We start from the raw sequence: 24,201 nt of genomic DNA, 5'->3' as shown, positions 1-24,201 counted from the left end.
GGGCTTTTTTATGACCTTTGTTAAAGTAAATCCAAAATTATTATGTTTTTTGCGGATTGTAATCCAAAATTATTATGTTTTTTATGGATTGTAATCCAAAATTATTATACTTTTGTATGGTAAAGATTTGCTATGATCGTTAGGAAACAATTGGATTATGCCTCTGCAAGGCTCTTTAAGGGCAAGGCGTTTATTATATTTGGGCCAAGGCAAACCGGTAAAACTACTTTTGTAGAGCAGTTGCTGGCCAAAGTGGATAAAAAGACATTATACCTGAACGGAGATGATGCAGATGTGAGGGAAGCTTTAGCCAGGCCCAATGCCACACAAATTGCGCAGCTGCTTGGTAATTATGAAATACTTTTTATAGATGAAGCCCAACGGATCACTGATGTTGGCTTATTAATTAAAATTATTGTAGATCGTTTCAAAAACGTTCAGGTAATTGCTACAGGTTCGTCGGCTTTTGAGTTGTCAGGAAAGATTAACGAGCCTTTAACGGGTCGAAAATACGAAATGATGTTATTGCCTTTTTCGTATGCAGAACTGATAAACAATACCGATTTTCTTACCGAAGAAAGATCCTTAGAACAACGTTTGATTTACGGTTCTTATCCCGAAATCATTAATGATCCTCAAAATGCTGAAGAACATTTAAAGTTGCTTGCCGACAGTTATTTATATAAAGACTTATTTGCCCTGGAAGAAGTGAAAAAGCCTTTACTGTTCGAGAAAATAGTAAAAGCTTTGGCTTTGCAGATCGGGAGCGAAGTAAATTTTTCCGAGTTGGCTCAATTGGTAAAAGCTGATCAGAAAACGGTAGACAAATACATCAATTTACTTGAAAAATCTTTTGTGATTTTTACTTTACCAGCCTTTGCAGGCAATGTGCGTAATGAAATCAAAAAGAATAAGAAAATCTATTTTTATGATACCGGCATTGTGAATGCCATCACGCGTAATTTTAATTCAATCGCAAACAGAAATGATGTAGGTGCATTGTTTGAGAATTATATGATTGCAGAGCGGATGAAGTTTTTACATCAGCATCAAATGGAAGCAGATTGCTTTTTTTGGCGCACTACACAGCAGCAGGAAATCGATTATATTGAAAAAACGAAAGATAAATTATTAGCTGTTGAGTTTAAATGGAACGAAAGAGGTAAAAATAAAATTCCTACAACTTTTACACAAGCTTATCCGGAAGCAGAAACGCTAATCTTATCAAAAACCGATCGGGCAAGCTTTTTGAATGGTTAAATCTTTATAACAAAAAAGCCCGTTTCGGTTAGGAACAGGCTTTATGATTTAACTGATTGTTATAAATTCCCAAGTGTAGAACTAATTCCTAGTTCCCCATGTGCGCCAAGTTGAATTTTAGTATCGTTATCTACTGTGAGAACGTTATGCATAGAATCTTTTTGCCAAAACATATCATCAAAACGAAAAGCTTTTCCTTTCGCTATGCCACTAATGTTTGTAAGCTGCAATAAATTTCCTGTAGCCTGTAATTTAACGTAAATAGTATCTGAGAGTCCGTTTGGCTTTAATACCGATCTTATTGTATTAACAGGTAGGTTGACATAAGAATTCAGATCTAGGTCGAAGGTACTGTTATTTTTAATCTGATAACTGATATCCCCGGGAAGTACCCTTACTTTGATCTTACTAGTCTTGTTATAAACGGTCAAAGTCACTTCAAAAATGCCAGAAGTTTTGTACTGATGTTCAGTTTTACTTCCTTTGGTTTCAATAGTTCCATCGCCATAATTCCAAATATAATTGCTACCTGCGGTTGCATCTTTTGCATTAAGCTCAATTGATTGGGGTAAATACAATGATTTTTTATTAATGTTAAAATCGGTTGTACTAATCTCTGGGGTAGATTGTTTCTTGCAGGCCGCAAGGAAAGAAAGGGCAATAGTAAGCCCCAGTAAACTTTTAAATTTCATGGTAATTGATTTATTTGTGTGTGTACCCAAAACTAATAAATTTCTATAACTAAAAAGTTAATAGATTAAATTATTCACGATTTTTTTGCCCTGAATTGATGACGATCGGATTTATGATGTTTAAATGAATACTGCATCACAGGAGTTTAATATCTTTGAACTTTAATTCAAATCATGAAAAAATACCTGTTCATCATTATATCGTTTTTACTGCCACTTGTTGCTGCAGCTCAAAATCCGGCTAGAGATTATACCAATGCGGTGCTTTGGCAGCAAACGTCGGGCGAGTATAGGGCACTATGCTTTCAGGCTTATAACTTTGCCCGTTTATCGCTAAAAGAAGCTTTATGGGCCGATACCAGTAAAAAACCAAATTGTGTGATTGTTGATATTGACGAAACCGTTTTGGATAATTCTGCTTTTCAGGGGCATGAAATTAAAAAAGGACTAAGTTATGCCCCTGAAGACTGGGCCGAATGGACCAATCTGGCGCAGGCCGATACCGTTCCGGGTGCTTTGGCTTTTTTAAAGTTTGCCGCATCAAAGCATATCGAAACTTTTTATGTGAGTAACCGCGATGAAAAGGATTATAATGCAACACTGAAAAACCTGCAGCACTTTGGCTTTCCCTATGCAGACGATGCGCATTTAATCGTCTCGAAAGGAACTTCAAATAAAGAACCACGCCGCCAAAAAATTACTGAAACACATGATATTCTCCTGTTATGTGGCGATAATTTAAGCGATTTCAGCAATATTTTTTATCGCGAAAATAAAAATACCTTTGCGCAGGTAAACGCAAATCAGAATCTGTTTGGAACAAAGTATATCGTATTACCAAACCCAATGTACGGCGATTGGGAAAAGCCTTTGTATCAGGGAGAAAAACTGAATGATCAGGATAAAGCGAAACAAAGATTAGAACGATTAAAAAGTTACTAAGTTTTATAATTATTCAGCAATAAGTATTACTTTTGCAGCATCATAAAAATAAACATTATGGAGAACAACGAATTAAAGCACAATACAGAAAGTATGAAAACGGCTAACCAGCCAGGAATTTATAAATTAATGATTTTTGGTGTACTGGTTTGCATGGTGGGTACTTACGCACGTTTCGCTTACGATTCGTGGCAAGTATCTTTAGCATCCTGGATTGTTTTGTTCATCGGTGCAATTATTGCCATTAAAGGTGTATTCAAAATATTAGACGCATAAGCGTTCTACTATAAAAATATAAAGCCGGTCATGTTCATTCATGACCGGCTTTTTTGTTTTATCATACAAACCGATCAGCTTTCAAAAACCTGATGGGTTTAATTAAAATTAGTGTGTCTATTTTTTTGGAAAAGCAAATTCAGAAGCAGTTTGGTTAAAGCAGTCCCGCTATACGCTTTACTTCGTTGCACTAAGTGTTCGCTGCTATCGGGTTTAGGATAGAAAGGGCTGCCCGGGTAATTTAAGCCTGACAGGAGCGGGCACCGAACGCAGAGAGGTAAAGCGGATGGCAGGGCTTTCGGAACCGATGCACACAGTAACCTGCTTTTCAAAAAACGGTGAGGATTATCACAATTGCCCCTTAAACTCCCTTCCCGCTACTCCAAACCCAACATTGGGTTACCTAAATATAATTCTGGTATTAAGGGAAAACACGGCGTTAAAAGCTAACCAAAACGCTGTACTTCTTATGGCCATTTGAAGCAAATATTTAAAATGATTATTTATTTAAACACACAAAATCATGAAAAGGAATATTATTGCTATAGCCATAATTTTGGCTCTGTTTGGCTGTAACGCCGAAAAAAAAGACTACGCCGGCGCCGATGTTGTAAGCAATGGAGAGCTCAACCGAGAAAGCTCAGATAGTACCGCTGTAGAGAAAATTGTCAAAACTGCTGATATGCGGTTTCGGGTTAAGGATGTGCAGAAGACCAAAGAACAGCTGAGTAAAACCATCAAAGCCGAAGGCGGAACGGTGGCTGAATTTTCTATCGAAAGCTCCATCCAGGAAACCGATAAGGTTAAACAATCTACCGACTCGCTAAAAGAAATTACCTCCTATCGTACACAGGGATATCTGGTGGCTAAGGTTCCATCCGATAAACTAGACGAATTTACCAATACCATTGCAAAAATGGCTGTCTTTGTCGATAACCAATCGATGAAAATGGATGACCAGAGTATCGCTTATCTCGCCAATAAACTAAAGGCACAGAACAGGATTGATGCGATTGAAAAAATTAATAAAGTAGCCACAAAGAAAAGTGCCAATGTAGAATCTTCTCTTTACATTAAAGATGATTATGTGGATAAGAAAATCGAGAATATGCAAATCGATAGCCGCGTAAAATTCAGTACCATTACCCTTAATTTTTATCAGGACAATACGGTTAAAACGATGATTGTTGCCAATGACAATCTGTACGATTACCGTCCGGCATTTATAAACAGGCTTTGGTTAGGTATTGTAAACGGCTGGACCATATTTAAAGAGATTATAATTGCTATTTCTAATTTATGGATGTTAATACTGGTGGGTATTGCAATCTTCTTTACTATAAAATATTTTATCCGTAAAAATAAATTAGCGATGGAAGAGGCCACCAAAAACATGATCGATCAGGCCAGGCAATAAACAGTTATTTCATTATCGCTCCATGGCCCGTGTTCGCACGGGCCATTTTAAAATATACATTTAACAATAGACCCCGAAATAAATTTACTTCGTAGCTTTCGTTAACTCAGGTAAGGGTGACGGGAACTTTTGGAACTATTTCTTCACCTTAACCGCCAAACCTTTAACCTTGGTTTTGTTATCGCTTACAAAGGATTCCCAACCCGAATAGGTTTTAGATTTACCACCTGTGGTAATTTTCTGAAAGGAATGGCAAACCGCTACGGCTAAACCATCGGTTGCATCTAAAAACTCTGGCGTTTCCTTGAAATTTAACAAGCGTTGCAACATGGCCGCCACCTGCTCTTTCGTGGCATTGCCGCTACCAGTAATCGATTGTTTGATCTTTCGTGGGGAATATTCGGTAACCGAGATATTTCTCGACAGGGCGGCTGCAATAGCAATGCCTTGCGCACGGCCAAGTTTTAATAATACCTGAATATTTTTACCATAGAACGGGGCTTCGATGGCCAGAACATCAGGCTTATACTGATCGATCAAAACCACTGTTTTTTCGAATATCCGTTGAAGCTTAAGAAATGGATCATCTAAATGGGTCATCTTTACCACCCCTAAACTAATCAGTTCTGTTTTATTTCCCTTCTCTAAAATTACGCCATAACCCATCACCGCCGTGCCTGGATCAATGCCCATAATAACCCGTTCCTTTTTTTCGTTCAACATTACAGCAATATTAAGCATATTTGCAAACTAAAAAGATAATCTTGACAGGCAAGAACAAAAAAATATTATCATTTCTCATCAAAGCTGCAATCGTCATATTTGCTTTTTGGTTTATTTACCATAAGCTGGTGGCGAATAAAAATCTTCACGATTTCAGTACACTGTTAAAAGATATTCCTCAAACAGAAATTATTACGGTAATCGGTATCGTGGTGTTACTGATGTTTGTAAACTGGTTTTTAGAGGCCGGAAAATGGAAATACCTCATGAGCCACATTGAGCCCATTAGCTTTTACCGTGCCATCGAATCGGTATTTTGCGGATTAACACTGGCCATTTTTACACCCAACAGGCTAGGGGAGTATGGCGGAAGGGTATTTTTCCTTTCGCCTAAAAGAAGGATTGTGGGCATTGTAGCCATGAGTGTTGGCAGTATCGGTCAATTGGTACTAACCAATGTTTTTGGCGCTATTGCAGCCTGTTTTTTTGTTTACCGGTTTATCCCGATCGATCATGTGCTGTTTATTGCAGTGGTATTTCTGGCCGTATTTTTCTGCCTGTTTTTCCTGGTCTTTTACTTTAATATCCGCTGGTTGAACGGGATTTTGCTCTCCATTAAATTCACCAGGAAATACAAGAAATTTTACAGCATTTTGGGCCGCTACCGAAAAAGAGAACTGTTTAAAATCATTGTATACTGTTTTGCGCGCTACCTGGTATTTAGTTCGCAATATTTCATTTTGTTTATCTGGTTGATCCCGGGTTTGCATTATGCCGATATTATAATGATGACCTGTTTGCTCTTTTTGGTTCAATCGGCATTGCCTTCTTTAGATCTTTTTGATGTAGGCATCAGAAGTGTTACGGCGGTTGAATTATTCAAACATGTAACCGATCAACATGTAGCGGTTATTGCATGTACTGCAAGTATTTGGCTCATAAATATTATAATTCCTGCTATCTTAGGCACTTATTTCGTTTTTAAACTCAATTTTTTTGGAAATCTTAAATCTAATTAGTCTTATATCCGCTGCTTTAACCTTAATTTATGGTTTTTTGGTCCTTAATTTTATCAGGGGATGGCATAACCTGATCTATTTTACGCCTCAAAAATCAGATCCCCAAACCAAAGTTTCCATTATCGTTGCTGCAAGGGATGAGGAAGCGAACATTACCAAAACCATTGATGACCTGATTGCGCAGCAATATCCTAAAGTTTTAACTGAGATTATTATTATTGATGATCACTCTACCGATCGTACCGGCGAAATTGTATTGAGTTATGCGGACAGGAATGTGAAACTGATCAGGCTAAATGAAGACAGGGCCTTAAATTCATACAAAAAGAAAGCCATTCAAACCGCAATAGGAAGCTGCTCCGGCGATCTGATTATTACTACAGATGCCGATTGCAGGATGGGAGCCGATTGGCTGGCGACCATTGTAAACCTGTACGAGCAGAAAAACTATAAAATGATTTCTTCTCCTGTAGCTTACTTTCAGGAGAAAAGTTTCTTTGAGCGATTGCAATCTTTAGAATTTCTATATCTGATTGGCTTAGGTGCCTCTACCATTGGAAACAAGCAACCCTCTACCTGTAACGGTGCAAATCTGGCCTACGAAAAAGCAACTTTTTATGAGGTTGGTGGCTTCCAGGGAATAGATGATCTGGCATCGGGCGATGATGAGTTGCTATTGCATAAAATTGCAGCCAAATATCCAGATCAGATTGGTTTCCTCAAAAACAGGGAAGCCATTGTGTACACCCATGCCAAAGAAACTTTAGGTTCGTTTATACAGCAGCGCAAACGATGGGCCTCGAAAAGCACCCGTTATAAAAACAAAGCCATTATCGTATTGGGGGTACTGATTTGGATTTTTAATCTTTCTATTCTCGCAAATTTTATCACCGGGCTTTTTGTTCCGGGCTTTTTAGCGATCACATTTTATCAATTATTGGTTAAAATGGTTTTAGAAACATTATTTTTATGGGATGTAACCGGCTTTGCAAAAAGACGTAGTTTACTCATTTTAATACCGGTTTTAAATGTGCTGCATGTACTTTATATGGTTTACATCGGCATTGCAGGAAACAGCGGCAAATATAATTGGAAAGGCAGAATGGTTAGATAATGGATAATAGCCCATCAAAAAAAGTATGGTTAAAGTTTAAACGGAATAAATTTGCTTTCGGCGGATTGGTTTTTATTTTACTTTTAATGGTGATGGGCATTCTGGGCTACCTCATTATGCCTGATGATTCTCCAAATGCCAATGTTCAGACGCTTCAGTTAAATAAAAAGAAACCCGGCAGTACATTCACTTTTTTAATTGTCAGCAGAAACCCAAAAGTAGAAAAGCTTAACTTTTTCGAAAGAATGTTAAATGGGCAAACACCAACTTTTAAAAGTATCCCAATTACTTCATATCAGATAAAAGATCAAGCCGTTTTTGTACAGGAATATATCGGCGACGATGAAAAAGCCAAAGAAACGAGGTACGAACTCAAGGACTTGTGCACCTCTTGTGTATTGCCGTCGAAAATGGGTACACCTCAAGCGCTTTTCGAAAAAAATAACATCTACAAACAAACTTATATTTTAGGAACAGATATTTACGGACGTGATTTATTGAGCCGGTTAATTTTAGGTATCCGTGTTTCACTATCGGTAGGTTTAATGGCTGTGCTGATCTCCCTTTTTATTGGCGTGAGTTTAGGTGCGATAGCAGGTTATTTTGGTGGCCGTGTAGATGCTGCGATTAGCTGGTTTATGAATGTTGTTTGGTCGCTGCCATCATTACTGCTGGTTATAGCGATATCATTTGCTTTGGGTAAAGGTTTCTGGCAGATTTTTATTGCGGTGGGCTTATCCACCTGGGTAGATGTAGCCAGATTGGTACGCGGGCAGGTAATGGCTTTAAAAGAGGTAGAATTTGTGGAGGCAGCAAGGGCCTTGGGCTTCAGCACGAGCAGGACCATTATCAAACATATCTTACCTAACATTGCAGGCCCGATTTTAGTGGTGGCCTCTTCCAATTTCGCTTCAGCTATATTATTAGAAACCGGCCTCAGCTTTTTAGGTTTTGGTGCCCAGCCACCGATGCCCAGTTGGGGGAGTATGATCAAGGAGCATTATGGTTATATCATTATGGATGCCGCTTATCTGGCTGTTTTGCCTGGTTTAGCCATTATGTTTACGGTTTATGCCTTTAATGTACTGGCCATAGGCTTACGCGATGCCTTTGATGTAAAAGGACAGAACGTAACCGTTTAATTATAAAAAAAGCAGTACCAACTGCGATACTGCTTTACCCTCAAAAACAAAAATTTACGCTGTGGCAGTCAGTGTATTTCCTGAAACCGTAATCGGATAAACTTTTAGTGCACTTGTGGTGCCACCATCATTCGGTTGGGCTAAAATGCTTCCCGAAGTTGTATACCTCGAACTATGCAGGCCACATTGAATATAATTGCTGGCCTGGATAAAACTTAATGCGCCACCCTGGTGTGGACAAACGGCTTGTGTAGCCACAAATGAGGTACTGGCATTTCCTGTTGCTGTACGGATAAACAATATGCTGTTTACAGTGATGGATGCGCCAACAGCGAGTAACTGCGTACTCAGATCTACGCTTGCGGTAGTACCTGAAGGAACACCCCCGCCATTAGGTTTGTCGGGTTCTGGTGAATCACTTTTTTTACCGCAAGCCGAAAAGCAAGCTCCGGTACAAACCATGGCAACACCCAGTCCCAATGATTTGATAAATTCGTTACGTTCCATAATTGTTTAGTTAATTTATATTTGGTTGAATTTGATCTACTTTGCTTTCTTCTTATCGAAGGAAAACCTTCGGGCAATACTAAAACCCCAACGGTATTGTCCCTTAAGCCAGGAAGTATTGGTATCGGTAATAAATTGCGATTCCTGTATGGCAGTGGCGTTGGTAAAATTAAGGTGGAAAATATGCCCCCCAGTTTCAAACTCCAGTCCGGCGCCAAGCGTTTTGTAATATTGTGTTCCCAATGTGCTTTCCAGATAAGCCTTTTTAGCTTTATCCCTGAACGGAATGGTATAATCGGCAACAAAAGCCATGCGTTTGGTGATTTTGATACGGCCACCAACCGATAAGGCAAGCATATCGTTCTGATCGCCAAAAACAGTAAAATTACGATGGATGTACGAGGGCATGATCAGCATCGAGAAGTTTGAATTGAATTTACAGGCAATTATGGCTTGAACTACATAGGTTAAACGGTCTTGAAATTCGCTGTAGGCATTCACGGCTGTTGGATCAGTTGAGGCTTTTACCGCCGCAATGGTGGTACTGCCAAATAATGTGACCGATACTGGAACTTTCTCATCGGATGTTTGTTCTAGCAGGCGATATTTTAAATTTCCTTCATATAACTGAGTTACTATTCCAGCGCCTTTTGCCCTGGCTAAGCCTACAGAAAGTTTATCGCTGATTCCATATTCAAAACCGATGCGGATATCCGTTGATTGATCCAGACCAAAAAAGTTTTTAATTCCACCCCCATGGCCAGCTATATCTCCAAACCGGTGGTCTACCCTAAAATCCAATTCGTTTTTAAAAATGGTTTCATTGGTTTGGATGTTAATGAGTTTAGTGGCCTTAAAAGTTGCGCTTACATTTTTCTTTTCAATGGGCATCTTCAGTGCATTTTCAAGCGAATCCTGGGCGAAAGCCAAAGTTGGCAAGCCAATAATAAATAGGTATGTAAGAGATTTCAGATGATATTTCATAAGGTTTTATTTTTTAGGTTGATAAGTTGCGGTCATTTTTACCAGCACTATTTCTGCAATTTTATTGAAAACAATTGTTGGGATTTTGATAGCATGATCAGCAAGTTTCACATTAAATGCTGAAGTTGCCCTCACCTCATCAGCTGTAATCACCAGCGAACCTTTGACCTGATATTCTTTGGTAACGCCATGAATTTGCAGGTTTCCTTTAATGGTGATTGGATAAGTGCCCGGTTTTGAAAAATCAATTTGTTCTATAATTTTTCCTTTAAAATCTGAAGTGGGGTATTTATCGCTTTCAATATAGTTTTCGTTAAAATGTTCCTGCATCAACTTCTTTTTAAATTGAAAAGAAGTATTGTTGATCTTGAAAATGATCTCGTTGGTTTTGATATTAATGGCCGAAGCGCCTGTTTTGCTCAACGCATCAATATCTTCTACAGGTGTTGAAGAGAAAAATGAAGAAGTTACATTTTTACTTGTCCATATCTGCGCTTTTATACCGGTACATAATAACAAGGTTATTAAGGTGAAAAGTAATTTTTGCATAGCTGTATTTGTTTAAATTTTTAATGAAACCATCTGATTTTAGCATTAATCTTTATTTATTATTCCGGCATACCTTTATCAACCCAGGCTTGTAGTAATGCTCTCTCGTTCGTGGTTAAAGAGCCGCCTTTGGGCATCGTTTTAGTAACCAAAACCGCATTAGCTACGCGGGCATCATTTTTTATGGAGGCTAATCCGTTTAATGCCCATACACCTTTCATGGCCCCATTTGGCCCATGGCAACTATTGCATTTGGTTTGAAACAGTGCCCCGCTAAAATTAGTGTAGGTTACATTCGCCGTGGTTACAGGTGTTGGACCATTGGGTGTTGGTGTTTCTGGCTTTAATTCCTCTGCCTGTTTTTTTGAGCAGGCAAAAAGCAAGGCGGTAATGGTGGCTAGTAAAAAGATAGAATTTTGTTTTTTCATAGGTATTTAGTTAAGATTAAAATTGGTGGTAGATTCATTTCTATATCATGTTCGATTGGTATGTGGCGCAATTGAAATTCTTGCCTTCACGTCTGAATTAGTTTTTGCTTTTACTGATATGCACAGCATGATCAGAAATACAGCAAATAGAATTGCGATAACTTGTTTTTTTGCAGCCATATCCGATTTTTTAAAGATTAATGTTTTGTTTATTCAAAAACCATAACTGTTTTTACAGCAACCAAAGGTTTTTAAGTAATTTCTGTTGAAATCTTAATCGTTACGTACACTTTTTTGAATTGGTTGCCTGCAATAAAAAAAAACACAAAAAAAAGCCGCCCCGATTTTTACATCAGGACGGCTTTCAAGATAAATTATGTCTAAAACCTAGTTAAAATCTTCAGCCTTTAATGGCGGATTAACTTTAATATCTTTAATTACAACTGAAAACTCCTGTGAACCTTGTGGGGTTGCCACCGATTGGGTTAAAGTAAACGGAAATAATACATCACCAACTTTCTTGTAGTTTGAATATTCCGTTGCCTGGCTAATTTCAGCTCCACCTTTGGTAGTGGTGCTCTCATCTTTTAAAAGCAGGCCCGATTTGGTGTCGTAATATTCAGTTTTCTTTTTGCCTGAAGGAGAAGTGATATTTAATTTAAATGCATCAGCAGTACCCACTTTGGCAGTACCTGCAGATTCAATTTTAGTTCCATCAGTGGCATAATATAGCTGACCACCATAACCTCTATCATCTTTCTTTTCAGCCAGATCATCGCCCGTTAAATCGGCTTTTTGACCCATTTGCATCGCATAACCAGTTTTGCCATTGTAAACTTGTTTCATCGCCGTTTGACCTCCCATAGAAATTTCCATGCTGCTTAAGTTAGGCGCCATATTTTTGATGGTAACTGTAAGTTTTTGACCTTGCATTTCCATTTCACCATTTTGCTGTAATGACGTGATTTTTTTAATGGCTTCTTCACCTCCAATGGCTTTAATGTAGTTTTTGATAATTTCTGCAGGTGCAGCTGTTGGTACAGCAGCAGTTTCGGTTGCTTTTACCGAATTTGCATAGTTATCATAAACCTGTGTTTTAAAACCTGCTTTAGTTAAACCTGCTGCAAATGCGTCGGTTTTGCCTACAATAACAATACGTGTATTGTCGTGGTTAAAGTATTTTTTAGTTACCCTTAAAATATCGTCGGTTGTTACCGCATTAATCTTTTGTAAATAAGTACGGTAAAAATCTTTGGGTAAGTTATTAATCAAGATATTGCTCGCAAAACCTGCAGTACGGGCCGGATTTTCTAAACCCAGAGCAAACGATCCGTTGAAAAGGTTTTTCGCATTTTGTAATTCATCAGCAGTTACCTTTGTGGTACGAATGGTGTTAATTTCTCTTAAAAATTCTACTACTGCACTGTCGACTTTCTCATTTCTAACCGCAGCATTGGCCGAAAATTTAGACTGGAAACGACCCGAACCTGTGCTCGAATACGCACCATAAGTAAAGCCATGTTTCTCACGAAGGTTATCAAATAATCTCGATTCACCGCCACCACCTAAAATCTGGTTGGCCAATAAAATCGGAAAATAATCAGGGCTGCTCATTGGCAAGTCGATTAAGTTTACAACGGTAATTTCCGATTGAACGGCGTTGCTCACATTAATGATATCAACTTCGGTTTTGGCAGGATTAGCAACTTTAGTCAGTACTGGTAAAGTTAATGCAGTTCCTTTCCAATCGCCAAAGGCTTTCTCTGCTAAAGCTTTGGCTGCTTCCGGTTTAATATCGCCTACAAAGGTTAAATAACCTCTTGATGGGGTAATGTATTTCTTATAAGCTGCTTTTACGTCATCTAAAGTAATGCCTGTGATAGAAGCTTCGGTTTCAAACTCTCCGTAAGGATGATTTTTGCCATAAGCCAATGCGTTTACAACACGTGCTGAAATGGCTTTTGCACTTTTCTCATTCGATTTTAATCCAGTGATGGTTTGCGATTTTAGTTTTTCGAAAGATTCTGCGGGGAAAGCAGGTTTACGGATGCTCTCTGCCATTAAAGCAAATGCCTGAGGGAAATAACGGGTTAAAGCAGAAACACTCCCGCCATTGGCACCAGCACTTACATCTGCACCCAGCTGGTCTACCGCCTCATCAAACTGAGCTTTTGTTTTGGTGGTGGTTCCTTCATTCAGCATATTGCCCATTAAACCAACAACGCCGGCTTTTGCGCCTTCAGTAATAGGACCTGCATCGATACTATAACTGGCCGATACTTTTGGCAGTTTATGGTTTTCTACCACCAAAACAGTAATGCCATTTGCTAATTTATAAATAACAGGATCGCCAACAGTAATAACAGGCGCTGGACCTGGTTTTGGTTTGTGGCTTCGATCTATAGTTTGTGCTGAAATACCTTGAGCCAATAAGGAAACTGCAGCTATAATGAATAATTTCTTCATGTTTTTAATAATTAAAATGAAAAAGCGGTCAGCTTATTTCTTAGGTAAGTAATACAATACAACTCTTTGGTTTTTGTTCAGGTACTTTTTAGCAACGTCTCTAATCTCCTCGCGGGTAATGGATCTGATGACCTCAAGTTCCTTGTTGATATCGTTTGTATCCTTATCATGGAAAGTATAACCATCTGCAAGATTTTCGGCAACGCCTAACATTTTACTGTTTGCACTTACATAGTTGTTTTCGAATTTATTCTGCAGTTTTTTATAGTCGCTTTCGCTAATTAAATCGGTTTGAAGACGTAAAACTTCTTCATCGATATCTTTTAATAAATCGTTAAGCGGTGTATTTTTATTGGGTAATGCCAGGGTGATGTAAGCGCCGTAATCTTCAAGCGAATAGTTAAAAGCAGCAACCTGTAAGGCTGTTTTCTTTTGATCGACCATTTTAGTGCTTAATCTCGAGCTTCCGCCTTCTGATAAAACAGAGCTGATCATACCTAATACCTTGCTCTCTTTGCTCTTCATGCCTGGTACACGATAAGCCGCGAAGATGGCTGGGATTTGAATATTCGCATCGTAAGCGGTATCGATAATCTCTTTGGTAATTTCTGGTAACTTGAATTCCTGACGTACAATTGGTGCACCTTTAGGTACTTCGGCGAAGTATGATTTTACTAAAGCTTTAGTCTTCTCTATATCTAAATCGCCGGCAATGGTTAAAACCGCATTGTTAGGCACATAATACTTTTTAAAGAAAGCAATAAACTCGCTCAGTTTTGCGGCATCTAAATGCTCCATTGAGCCAATTGGCTGCCAGCGGTAAGGATGACCAGCAAACAAATGCCCGAAAATTTTCTCTGTAAATTTTCCATATGGTGAGTTGTCTATGCGTAAACGTTTTTCTTCTTTTACTACTTCGTTTTGCGTTTTTACCCCGCCTTCGTTAATTACCGGGTGTAACATTCTTTCACTTTCTAACCATAAACCGAGTTCCAGTTGGTTTGAAGGAAAAAGTTCGTAATAAAAAGTACGGTCCTGAGAGGTATTGGCATTGTTCTGTCCGCCATTACTACTCACTAATTTCATAAATTCACCTTTTTTGATATTATTCGAACCTTCAAATAATAAATGTTCGAAAAAGTGGGCAAAGCCTGTACGTTGGGTTTCTTCATCTTTAGAGCCAACATGGTACATTACTGAAACGGCAACAACGGGAGCGGTTTTGTCTTGGTGTAGGATGACATGGAGACCATTGTCCAGGTCGAATTCCGTAAACTGTACTTTTTGGGCAGAAGCACTTAAGCACAGACCGGAAATGGCCAAAGCAAAAAGAATTCTTTTTTTCATAGATAATTTGTTTTTAATGATTAGAAATAATCAAAAGCGAAAGCGAGCAACTATTTCATTAAATAAGTTAATTTGGATTTTTCACTAGCGTGAAGAATAATAAGGATGGGCCTAAATTATGGATTTAAACAAAAAAAAGCGAGTATTTACACTCGCTTTTTTTAATATATTTTTATCTCCAGGCCTTGTATTGGTTAATTAAGCCATTGGTAGAACTATCGTGGCTCGAAACTTTTTCGCTGCCAGCCAGTTCGGGAAGAATCTTTTTGGCCAATTGCTTGCCAAGTTCTACGCCCCACTGATCGAAACTAAAGATGTTCCAGATAATTCCCTGAACAAATATTTTATGCTCGTAAATGGCTACTAAGCTACCCAAGGTATATGGCGTTACTTTTTTCAATAATATAGAGTTTGTTGGACGATTGCCTTCAAATACTTTAAACGGCGCAATTTTTTCAATCTCTGCAGCTGATTTACCTTCTTTCTTTAACTCGGCGGTTACTTCTTCTTCGGTTTTACCGTTCATTAAAGCTTCAGTTTGTGCAAAGAAATTAGATAGTAAGATCGGGTGATGATCGCCCAGTGGATTTAAACTCTGTGCCGGAGCAATAAAATCGGCAGGGATAATTCTGGTACCCTGGTGGATTAACTGGTAAAAGGCATGCTGGCCATTTGTTCCAGGTTCGCCCCAGATAATCGGTCCGGTTTCATAATCAACCTCATTCCCGTTTCTATCAACATGTTTACCGTTGCTTTCCATATCTCCCTGTTGGAAATAAGCCGCAAAACGGTGCATATACTGATCGTATGGTAAAATAACCTGTGTTTCTGCATTGTAGAAATTAATGTACCAAACCCCTAACAAACCTAAAATTACCGGTAAATTGCTTTCGAATTCGGCAGTTTTAAAGTGCTCGTCGGTTGCGTGTGCACCAGCCAGCAATTGTTTAAAATTATCGAAACCTATACTTAAGGAGATGGATAAGCCGATAGCGCTCCATAATGAGTAACGACCGCCAACCCAATCCCAAAACTCAAACATATTTTCGGTATCGATACCAAAAGCCGAAACATCTTTGGCATTGGTAGATAAAGCTGCAAAGTGTTTAGCAATATCATTTTCTTTTCCACCTTTATCTAAAAACCATGTACGGGCAGAGTGTGCATTCGTCATGGTTTCCTGTGTCGTAAAAGTTTTTGATGCGACTAAGAATAATGTGGTCTCGGCATTTAAATCGGCTAAGGTTTCGGCGATGTGTGTGCCATCAATATTCGAAACGAAGTGAATGTTTAAGTGGTTTTTATAATGCTTTAAAGCTTCGGTAACCATTACGGGACCTAAGTCTGACCCACCGATACCGATATTAACCACATCAGTAATGGCTTTGCCGGTATAGCCTTTCCATTCGCCGCTGATGATGCTGTTGCTAAATTTCTCCATTTTAGCCAGTACCGCATTTACTTCGGGCATCACATCTTTGCCATCAACAAAAATTGGGGTATTGCTTAAATTCCGAAGGGCAATATGAAGCACGGAGCGGTCTTCGGTTTCATTAATCTTATCGCCGTTATACATCGATTTTATCGCTTCGTCCAATTTACACTCGCGTGCCAATTGAATCAATAATGCCAATGTTTCATCGCTGATGCGGTTTTTGCTGTAATCCAGCAGAATATCCTCAAAAAAAACAGAAAACTTATTGAAACGATCTGCATCCTCAGCAAAAAGATCTTTAATGCTTTTTTGATTAATATCTATAAAATGATCGGCTAAATACTTGTAGGCCTCTGTTTCTGTGAAATTTACTTTAGGTAACATAATCTTTGTTTTTTTGTAAAAGTAATAAAGCAAAAATTTAAAATGGTCTTTTTAATGTTCTAAATCAATAAGAATTTTTAATGTCGATTAAACCACTTAACTTTAATACACCGTCCCTGTTAGTTCATCTATTATTTTAACCTTTAATTCTACGTTATGTTAGAAAATTTAAATGAAATGGTGCGTGAAAACGTACAGGAGAGTGTTGTAAACAATACTGCTATTCCGAACGAACACAATGAAGCGGTAATTCGGGCTGCGTCGGGTTCGATTTTCGATACACTGAAAGACCAGGTATCATCAGGTAATATTGGCGCATTAACGGATATATTTAATGGTAACAAGGCAGAAGGTACTCAGGTTGTCGCGCAGGCTTCGGGGAGTTTTATAGATAAATTAAGTGGTCTGGGCATTAATGCCGATACCGCAAAGTCTTTGGCGGCAAGTATTATTCCTGGCCTAATAGCCAAGTTTACGCAAAAAACAAATGACCCGAACGATAGTGCTTTTAACATCAAAGATGTGTTGGGAAGTTTGGGTGGTGATGATGGTAAATTTGATGTGAGTGATGTAATCGGGATGTTTAATGGTGGCGGGCAGGCACAGCAACCTGGCCAAACCGGTGGCGGCGGTATTATGGATAAACTGAAGGGGATGTTTGGGTAAAAACAGTTGAAGATAATTATTTACTGAGTGCTTTTAAATAATTATCTTCGGAAAATTTTATAAAATATGTTTAGAGCGCTCTCAATATTGGCAACATGCTGCCTGTTTTTTTGTTGTTTCTTTTTTTCTTCTTGTGAAAAAGATGGTGTAACCAAAATTGATACCTTAAGAATCATCGACACACTCGATGTTGACCGCCCGATAAATCTAAAAGCCACAAAAGGCATTTACGGAACTCGGATCACCATTTCTTGGACACCAATGCCATTGGCTCAAAAGTATCAGCTATATAAGTTTAATGATGTTACCCAGAAGTATGTTTTGTTAAAAGAGTTAACCGATACTACTTTTGATGATACAGCAATAGCAAAATCTTTGACAAAGAACTTTTATAAAGTTAGAACTTACAATAGTACAAAGTTTTTTAGTCGGTTTAGTGATGCAGATTTTGGATATACCTCTGCATTTAACTATTATAAAGCACTATCTTTTGGTTCAGAAGGATCGGGCGCTACACAGTTTAACTTTAATATGCACGTTGAAGTTGATAAAACCGGAAATATTTACGTTAGCGATGAAGGGTTAAACAGGGTTTTGAAATTCAGTTCTACTGGAAGTTTTATTGAGCAATTTTACAGTGGATCTGCTGCCAGAGCCGTCGCATTTTTTAGTAATGGCAATTATATTGCTACTCGCACCCAGAGCAGTAGCTATGTGCAGATATTTAATCCTAATAAACAACTGATAAAGGAATGGGGTACTTATGGTACAGGTGATAGCAATTTCGGTAATATTGAATGTTTGACGATAGATGATGAACAGAATATCTGGATCGTTGATGGTGTGAATCATAGGATAAAAAAGTATGATCAAAATGGTAATCTCCTTTTGAAATTTGGAAAACAAGGAAAATCAGAAGGTGATTTTGATGCCCCATTTGGTATATGCTATTTCAGAAACAAAATATACGTTTCAGATACAAGGAATAATCGTATTGAAGTATTTGACAAGAACGGTAAATTCTTAAAAATTTTTGCTGTAAAGGGCTACCTTTTTGGATTAAGGGCATTTGGTGATAATATCTACATAGCCAACTCAGGCGAAAGCGTTATTATTAAGACTGATGAAAACGGAGATATTCAAGAAAAAATAGGTGCCGGTTCATTTTTGAATTTAGTAGATGTTACAGTTGCACCGAATGGAGATGTTATTGCCTGCGATGTTTATGGAAGAAGGATAATCGTATTTAAAAAAGGTTAAAATTTGCTTCTATAAAATTACGTAAAGCCATTCTTATACAGGATGGCTTTTGTCATTGTAGACAATTCCATCTCTCCTCAAAATTGTTTAGCTTAGGGCACCTAAACTAAATAGTTCATACATGAAGAAAATATTCCTGATCGGTTTTTCGTTGCTGGCATTAAATTCTTTTGCCCAAAAATCAGATTTAAGACCATTGGTTTCGAAAAAAGCGGATGCCATCGAACAAAAAGTAATTGCCTGGAGGCGCGATTTTCACGAACATCCTGAATTGGGAAATACTGAAGTAAGAACAGCTGGCATTATTGCAAAACATCTGGAATCTTTAGGTATACAGGTCAAAACAGGTGTCGCAAAAACAGGGGTGGTGGGTGTGCTAAAGGGCGGCAAACCCGGGCCAGTTGTGGCCTTGCGTGCCGATATGGACGGCTTGCCGGTTACCGAGCGGGTAGATGTTCCATTTGCCTCAAAGGTAAAAACACAATATAACGGACAAGAAGTAGGTGTAATGCATGCATGCGGGCATGATAGCCACGTGGCCATTTTAATGGGCGTAGCAGAAGTGCTGGCTTCTATGCAAAAAGATATTCAAGGAACGGTGAAATTCATATTTCAACCTGCTGAAGAAGGTGTACCTGCCGGAGATGAAGGTGGTGCAGCCTTAATGATTAAAGAAGGTGTACTCGAAAACCCTAAGGTTGATGTGATTTTCGGTTTGCATATTAATTCTCAAACCGAAGTTGGGGATGTAACTTATCGCCCGGGTGGAACAATGGCTGCTGTAAACGATATGAAGATTACCGTTACCGGCCGCCAGGCACATGGGGCTTATCCATGGAGCAGTATCGATCCGGTGGTGGTTTCGGCTCAGATTATTAACGGTTTGCAAACTATTGTGAGCCGGAATTTAAATGTGACCGAAAATCCAGGCGTGGTTACCATAGGAGCCATTAATGGTGGTGTTCGGTCGAATATTATTCCCGAAAAGGTAGAAATGCTGGGCACGGTACGTAACTTTAGCAAGGAAGATGAGTCCATGTTTATCGAAAGGATTAAAACCATCGTAACCAAAACGGCCGAAGCAAGTGGGGCTACCGCCGAGGTTAAAATCCCCTACAGCAACCATTATCCGGTTACTTTTAATCATATTGCCCTAACCGAAAAAATGCTGCCAAGTATGCAAAATACAGCAGGTAAAGATCATGTGAAATTAAAACCACCCGTTACAGGCGCAGAAGATTTCTCTTTCTTTCAGGAAAAGGTACCTGGCTTATTTGTGTTTTTAGGTGGAATGCCAAAAGGTAAAGACCCCTTAAAGGCCCCATCGCACCATACCCCCGATTTTTATCTTGATGAAAGCGGCTTCGTATTGGGTGTTAAACTGCTTTCAAATCTTACTTTAGATTATATGTCGATGAAGAAATAAGATGATGGTTAAATCATCTTATTTCTTTACTGGCTTTTTGCCAAACTGCCTAGGGTAATACGAAAAGGTCGTCATAAAGTATTGTTGTAATACATTTTGAGTGCCCAGGGTAAAACTGTTGGCGCCACCGTAATTAATGATGTTGGTGTTTTGATGAAGTAAATCCATTGCTGAGAATTTAAACTCGGCATTATTCCCTTTCAGAAAGCGATAAACCGCACTGGCATTCCAGATGGCAAAATTAATACTGGCAGCACTGTTCGATTTGCTGGAGTTAAAGCTGATGTTACTGCTTAAGGTAAATTTTTTGGTCACATTGTAAATGCTGCTTAAAGAAGTAGTTATATTTAATCCACTGTATTTGGTGTTAAAAGCTTCCTGCTCCGATCGATAAGTGTTAAAACCCTGTGCTACTTCAGTAGCAAATTTATCCTTGTAGGTATAGTTTAAACTTAATTTTGCTTCTGTATTTAAAGTATTCGAAAAACTGAATACATCATTCAAATAACCTGGGTTTTTGGCAATATTTATACCTCCATTTAAGCCTAACTGCAGTTCTGAAGTTTTTAGTTTCAAAGCTTTTCTTAAATAACCATTAGCATATAAATACTTATTTCCATTGGCATTGGTTAAATAAGCTGTACGCTTATTTTGGCTGTCGATAAAAATACTGTCTACTATAGCATCATCAATCATACCCGCCGAAATACTAAAGTTATAATTTAAGGTGTTTTTGCTTTTCTGATCCGACCGGTCTAAGCTAAAGTTAATGGATCTGTTAGTGGCTTCCCGCAGTTTAATATTCCCCCGCTGCAAATTGTACAAATTGGTACTATCGGTTAAAGGAGCCAGTTGTTGTAAATTGGGTATGGTGATATCTGTTTTATAGGTTAATGATATTGAATTATAAGATTCGCCGTACTGATAATTGCTATAATTGATATTTACCTCTGGCACAAATCTGTTGTAAGTTCGGTTAATATTTTGCTGCGCCTTATCCGACTTGTTATCCTGAAAAATAAAACGCTGTTTCGCAGAAATCCCAATATTTAAACTTTTGCTGAATCTGTTTGATAAACTCTTGTGGAAAGATTTACTTAAAGTTAAGCCAGGGGTTTCGTCAACGGTACTGATTTTGGTATTATTGCTTAAATAGGTATTTGTAGCATAGGTACCAGCCGTTAAATCTTCTACCAGGTTATGATCGGTGCTGTTGTTAAGTGCTAAATTATTGTTTAAGGATAAATCGAAGTTTGCAAGATTTTTATAGCCGAACAATAATGATTTTAAATTCGGCAGTTCTAATGATAAGGTCTGGTTAAAAGATTTCCGCTGTGTATCATACCGCCTGTCATAATCTCTATTAGTGGACGCATTTACAAAGGATCTGAAAGAAGTTAAATTCGATCTCTGGCTGTCATTGTCATTTACTGATAACTGATAATTTGCGTTAAGCCCACCAAAAGTATGTTCTTTTCTGGTGATATAATTGGGAGACATACCATACCTTATACCAAGATTAAAGCCCTTGTTATTAAAATCATTTTGACCTTTTGTATTATTGGTGCTTGTTAACACATTTTGGCCATTAAAAGCACTTCTTTGCGTGTCGTTACTGGAGTTGCCATTGTTTAAAGACATCGATTGGTTAATATTTAAACGGTGGTTTTTTTTAACAAAATCGAGACTGGAAGTAAAGTTTTGATTGGTTGAGGTGCTATTACCCGTGGTGGTGTTGGTGTCGAATATTTTATCAGTAGCATTAATAGATGTGGTTGTTTGCGCGTCATATCTATTTTCATTGTTTCTATTCTGCACAAAATAGTTCGCATTTATGGTACTTCGTTTATCGTACACAGGCTTTTCAATGAAATTATAAGTAAAAGTTACGCCGCCAATATTCGGTTGATTAATGCCTGATTGTCTGAAATCGGGCTGATACTCTACATTCGTCGTTAGGCCTTTAAAAGTGCTGTTAGCGGTTAGCGATCTGATGCTATTGGCGGTTTTATTAATGTTGTTGCTTGCGCCAATAATACCGAGTTGCATTTTGGGCGAAAACACATTAAAACTTGCATCAGTTTCGTACTTTTTAGTGGTGCCATAACCCGCACCAATTTTGCCAAAATAACCAATGTCTTTTCCTTTTTTAAGCTTTAAATTAACCGTTAAGGTACTGTCAAGCGGGTTACTCTCATTCCGTTCCCGGTAAACCTGCACCTTGTCTAATGCATTTTTTGCAATGTTTTGGGTAGCCATTTTAATATCTCCGCCAAAAAATTGTTTTCCGTTTACCAATAAACTCTTTACTTCACGGCCGTTAACGGTAATCTGTCCGTCACCCCATAGGGTTACATTGGGTATTTTGCGCAAAAGGTCTTCTACAACTGCATTACTATCCAATTTAAAAGCTGCGGCATTAAATTCTAAGGTATCGCCATTCATGGTAATGGGGGCTACCCTAATCTCTACATCCTGTAAATTGTTGTCTTTTATCGAGATAATTAATGTTTTTAAATCCAGTGCGGCTTTCCCGTCAATAATGGTGAAGTTTTTACGGAGCAACTGGTAGCCAATATGACTTATTTCTACATACATTTTAGCATTGAGTGGCAAGTTTTTGAAGCTAAACTCGCCATAGTTATTGCTCAGCTGATAGCTGATTAAGGTACTATCGCCTTTAAACAACGATACTGTTGCCGATTTTAAATTGTAGTTGTGTGTGGTATCTCTGATCACACCCTTTACTGCCCCAATTTGTGTAGGGTTAGCTTGTTGTGCTTTAGCATTGTAAGAACTGAATAAGATTAAAAATACGATGAGGTAGCGTAAGGTATGGCGCATTTAGATGGGGAAATTAATTTTGTTTAGGTTTAAGTTTAATAATGATTGGGTTGCTCTTTTTATTCTGCGTTTTAAAATAAGCTTCCAGATTTGGCGGGTACTTCGTTGTTTTGCCTTCGCTTTGCTCTTTAAAAGTAAACATGGCCAAAGAAGAATAATTAGTGTACAAATAACCGTTTTCGTACATATGAAAACCACGGTTCAGAAAATCATAGAAATTACCGCTGGCATCAGTAACGGGTAAAAAAGACGAAAGTGAATCAGGCTCCAGATCCTGTATAGAAGTTAACTCACTGCTTTTTAGGTTATAAATAAGCGCCTTTTTCATTCCTGTGTCCCAGCCATAATTATGCATTTTGAGAAAAAGATTATTGCCAATTAAATATGTATTACTTAAGCTGTAAAAAACCTTTGGGTTGTTCCTGAAATATTCCCCACGCTTTTTAACGTAAACCGGATTGGTTGTGAAATCATTCGGTAAGGAATTGGCGGCTGGAAATATAATGTGGTAGGCAAGCGAAAGTTTGGAAGGACTGGCTTTATAGATATTGTAAGAATAGTAGTTGAGGTAAAACATTTCATTTTCAACTCCGTATTTATAGAAACGCTCACCCGATCCCCAAAATTCATCGGTTTCATATCTTTTTATATTATAAGGGAAATAACCAACCGAATCCGTTTTGTTAATTATTCCAAGTTCGTAGAGCGTACTGTCTGTTCCTTTTTTTACTTTAAAATCTGGCCTTATTGATGTATTATTATTTGCAATTTTATAATCTCGACTAGTATTTTGCTTGTAGTAATCTTTAATCATTACTTTTTTGACCTGTTTTCCAGTTAAATCAAAATAGAATGCACGAGGATGGGCAAAAACGACTATATAATTAACATTATTTTCTTTTTCCACAGTAAAACCATAAAACTCCGCTTTGTTTTTATCATTCTTTTCTGGTTGTATATTACTTGCATTGATTTTAGATTTATACTTGCCGTCTTTCGAAAAAACTAAGATTGCCTTGGTATCGTAGTCAAAAATTACATAATTATCATCTACGATTTTTAGCTGGCTAATATTGCCAAACAGACTTTCTTTAGTCGTTTCGAGGGGGATAAATTCTACTTCGCTAAAAACCTGAGAAACAGCTGCGCCACGCGCAGTTTGAGGGTCGATACGCAGTGTGGCCATTTCAGAGCTATCTATTTTGCCTGTTTGCGCAAATGTTGCCGTACAGAAAAATAAATACCCTAAAATAAAAAAGAGCATTTTCATTTGTGTTGGTTAAGATGTTAATATTTGTTTGGTATTAACAGACTGATTTG

The 24,201-nt window shown here is 38.1% G+C and carries 21 protein-coding genes; 10 read left to right on the top strand and 11 right to left on the bottom strand.

Translation table 11 applies throughout. From position 1 onward, the window contains the following. Positions 1–132: 132 nt before the first annotated feature. Complete coding sequence (locus AC04QZ_RS21540; RefSeq protein WP_478359425.1) at positions 133–1,260, top strand: ATP-binding protein; 1,128 nt, start codon at positions 133–135, stop codon at positions 1,258–1,260. 59 nt (positions 1,261–1,319) lie between these two features. Here AC04QZ_RS21540 and AC04QZ_RS21535 read toward each other — a convergent pair whose 3' ends face one another. Beyond that, positions 1,320–1,952 (bottom strand): PKD domain-containing protein, encoded by a 633-nt coding sequence (locus tag AC04QZ_RS21535; protein WP_478359424.1) that lies wholly within the window; start codon positions 1,950–1,952, stop codon positions 1,320–1,322. A gap of 174 nt (positions 1,953–2,126) precedes the next feature. On the opposite strand from AC04QZ_RS21535, the gene AC04QZ_RS21530 reads away from it, so the two are divergent. From AC04QZ_RS21530 to AC04QZ_RS21520, 3 genes are all read left to right on the top strand, one after another. Beyond that, the gene (locus tag AC04QZ_RS21530) at positions 2,127–2,894 is read left to right on the top strand and encodes a 5'-nucleotidase, lipoprotein e(P4) family (RefSeq protein WP_478359423.1); all 768 of its coding nucleotides are present in this window, start codon (positions 2,127–2,129) and stop codon (positions 2,892–2,894) included. Between the two features lie 57 nt (positions 2,895–2,951). Next, positions 2,952–3,170, top strand: coding sequence for a hypothetical protein (locus AC04QZ_RS21525; protein ID WP_029278686.1), 219 nt, complete (start codon positions 2,952–2,954; stop codon positions 3,168–3,170). Between the two features lie 523 nt (positions 3,171–3,693). After that, the gene (locus AC04QZ_RS21520; RefSeq protein ID WP_478359422.1) at positions 3,694–4,587 is read left to right on the top strand and encodes a DUF4349 domain-containing protein; all 894 of its coding nucleotides are present in this window, start codon (positions 3,694–3,696) and stop codon (positions 4,585–4,587) included. 135 nt (positions 4,588–4,722) lie between these two features. Here AC04QZ_RS21520 and ruvC read toward each other — a convergent pair whose 3' ends face one another. Beyond that, on the bottom strand, positions 4,723–5,310 hold the full coding sequence (gene ruvC / locus AC04QZ_RS21515; RefSeq protein ID WP_478359421.1) for a crossover junction endodeoxyribonuclease RuvC: 588 nt from the start codon (positions 5,308–5,310) through the stop codon (positions 4,723–4,725). A 41-nt stretch (positions 5,311–5,351) separates the two neighbouring features. On the opposite strand from ruvC, the gene AC04QZ_RS21510 reads away from it, so the two are divergent. From AC04QZ_RS21510 to AC04QZ_RS21500, 3 genes are read left to right on the top strand one after another with little or no spacing between them, the layout of a single operon-like run. Next, positions 5,352–6,329 carry a hypothetical protein gene (locus AC04QZ_RS21510; RefSeq protein ID WP_478359420.1) on the top strand — a complete coding sequence of 326 codons (978 nt, stop codon included), beginning with the start codon at positions 5,352–5,354 and terminating at the stop codon, positions 6,327–6,329. Next, positions 6,307–7,443: a glycosyltransferase family 2 protein gene (locus tag AC04QZ_RS21505; RefSeq protein WP_478359419.1), complete on the top strand. Its 1,137-nt coding sequence runs from the start codon at positions 6,307–6,309 to the stop codon at positions 7,441–7,443. The genes AC04QZ_RS21510 and AC04QZ_RS21505 overlap by 23 nt, the downstream gene beginning before the upstream one ends. Further along, the gene (locus tag AC04QZ_RS21500; RefSeq protein ID WP_478359418.1) at positions 7,443–8,585 is read left to right on the top strand and encodes an ABC transporter permease; all 1,143 of its coding nucleotides are present in this window, start codon (positions 7,443–7,445) and stop codon (positions 8,583–8,585) included. Before AC04QZ_RS21505 ends, AC04QZ_RS21500 begins: the two co-directional genes overlap by 1 nt. Positions 8,586–8,639: 54 nt before the next feature. Here the strand turns inward: AC04QZ_RS21500 and AC04QZ_RS21495 are convergent, their stop codons facing one another. The 7 genes from AC04QZ_RS21495 to pgi all read right to left on the bottom strand — a co-directional run bounded on the left by AC04QZ_RS21495 (position 8,640) and on the right by pgi (position 16,685). Further along, positions 8,640–9,092 (bottom strand): QcrA and Rieske domain-containing protein, encoded by a 453-nt coding sequence (locus AC04QZ_RS21495; protein ID WP_478359417.1) that lies wholly within the window; start codon positions 9,090–9,092, stop codon positions 8,640–8,642. 36 nt (positions 9,093–9,128) lie between these two features. Next, positions 9,129–10,076: a DUF5777 family beta-barrel protein gene (locus AC04QZ_RS21490; protein WP_478359416.1), complete on the bottom strand. Its 948-nt coding sequence runs from the start codon at positions 10,074–10,076 to the stop codon at positions 9,129–9,131. Between the two features lie 6 nt (positions 10,077–10,082). Further along, positions 10,083–10,625, bottom strand: a complete 543-nt coding sequence (locus AC04QZ_RS21485) for a YceI family protein (protein ID WP_478359415.1) — start codon at positions 10,623–10,625, stop codon at positions 10,083–10,085. A 59-nt stretch (positions 10,626–10,684) separates the two neighbouring features. Beyond that, a complete protein-coding gene (locus tag AC04QZ_RS21480; protein ID WP_478359414.1) occupies positions 10,685–11,053 on the bottom strand; it encodes a hypothetical protein in 369 nt (122 codons plus the stop codon). A 387-nt stretch (positions 11,054–11,440) separates the two neighbouring features. After that, complete coding sequence (locus AC04QZ_RS21475; RefSeq protein ID WP_478359413.1) at positions 11,441–13,519, bottom strand: M16 family metallopeptidase; 2,079 nt, start codon at positions 13,517–13,519, stop codon at positions 11,441–11,443. A 33-nt stretch (positions 13,520–13,552) separates the two neighbouring features. Next, a complete protein-coding gene (locus tag AC04QZ_RS21470) occupies positions 13,553–14,866 on the bottom strand; it encodes a M16 family metallopeptidase (protein WP_478359412.1) in 1,314 nt (437 codons plus the stop codon). Between the two features lie 172 nt (positions 14,867–15,038). Continuing rightward, positions 15,039–16,685 (bottom strand): glucose-6-phosphate isomerase, encoded by a 1,647-nt coding sequence (gene pgi / locus AC04QZ_RS21465; protein WP_478359411.1) that lies wholly within the window; start codon positions 16,683–16,685, stop codon positions 15,039–15,041. 156 nt (positions 16,686–16,841) lie between these two features. On the opposite strand from pgi, the gene AC04QZ_RS21460 reads away from it, so the two are divergent. The 3 genes from AC04QZ_RS21460 (at position 16,842) to AC04QZ_RS21450 (ending at position 20,037) form a co-directional block, all read left to right on the top strand. Further along, positions 16,842–17,351: a hypothetical protein gene (locus AC04QZ_RS21460; RefSeq protein WP_478359410.1), complete on the top strand. Its 510-nt coding sequence runs from the start codon at positions 16,842–16,844 to the stop codon at positions 17,349–17,351. 261 nt (positions 17,352–17,612) lie between these two features. After that, positions 17,613–18,611: an NHL repeat-containing protein gene (locus AC04QZ_RS21455; protein ID WP_478359409.1), complete on the top strand. Its 999-nt coding sequence runs from the start codon at positions 17,613–17,615 to the stop codon at positions 18,609–18,611. A gap of 121 nt (positions 18,612–18,732) precedes the next feature. Then, positions 18,733–20,037 (top strand): amidohydrolase, encoded by a 1,305-nt coding sequence (locus tag AC04QZ_RS21450; protein WP_478359408.1) that lies wholly within the window; start codon positions 18,733–18,735, stop codon positions 20,035–20,037. Positions 20,038–20,055: 18 nt separating this feature from the next. Here AC04QZ_RS21450 and AC04QZ_RS21445 read toward each other — a convergent pair whose 3' ends face one another. Then, positions 20,056–22,881 carry a TonB-dependent receptor gene (locus AC04QZ_RS21445; protein ID WP_478359407.1) on the bottom strand — a complete coding sequence of 942 codons (2,826 nt, stop codon included), beginning with the start codon at positions 22,879–22,881 and terminating at the stop codon, positions 20,056–20,058. Positions 22,882–22,894: 13 nt separating this feature from the next. Beyond that, positions 22,895–24,151, bottom strand: coding sequence for a 6-bladed beta-propeller (locus tag AC04QZ_RS21440; RefSeq protein ID WP_478359406.1), 1,257 nt, complete (start codon positions 24,149–24,151; stop codon positions 22,895–22,897). Between the last annotated feature and the right edge of the window lie 50 nt (positions 24,152–24,201).

This window comes from Pedobacter folensis, assembly GCF_056490665.1.
This window is presented reverse-complemented; position numbering and strand designations above follow the sequence as displayed.